1 protein-coding gene is annotated in these 511 nt (G+C 44.2%); it reads right to left on the bottom strand.

What is annotated here, in order from left to right:
• On the bottom strand, positions 1-511 hold a 511-nt coding region (locus AB4160_RS19325; protein ID WP_372006068.1), incomplete at both ends, for a solute carrier family 23 protein.

Genomic DNA, 511 nt, shown 5'->3' with positions numbered 1-511 from the left:
GTGACGATATTACAACTTAAAATAATAAAGATTGCGCAAGTTAGCCCAGCCATAGCATCGACTTTATCGTCAAAATCAAGCTTACTGACATTACTTAACATCAGCAGGCCAACATACATCAGCGCGGGCGCGGTGGCATATGCAGGCACTAAATAGCTTAATGGCGCCAAAAACATCATCAGTAAAAATAATACACCAACGATGGTTGCGGTTAGTCCTGTTTTACCCCCTGCCGCTGTACCTGCAGCTGATTCAATATACACTGCAGCGGGGGCGCCACCGACGGCGCCTGCAAAAATACTGCTTACAGAATCTGAGGTAAGTGCCTTACCTCCACTAATAATATTACCTTTGTCATCAAGTAATTCTGCTTGGCCTGCAACGGCACGTATGGTACCTGTGGCATCAAAAATAGCGGTCATCACCAAAGCCAAGACAATGGGTAGTACTACAGGGTTTAATGCGCCCATAATATCGAGCTGACCAATTAATGATTTATCAGACATTAAAT

The sequence above is a fragment of the Shewanella sp. 10N.286.51.B8 genome (assembly GCF_041469325.1).
Lineage (GTDB): Bacteria > Pseudomonadota > Gammaproteobacteria > Enterobacterales > Shewanellaceae > Shewanella.
Note: the sequence above shows the minus strand (reverse complement) of the source record. Positions and strands in the feature narration are given on the sequence as shown.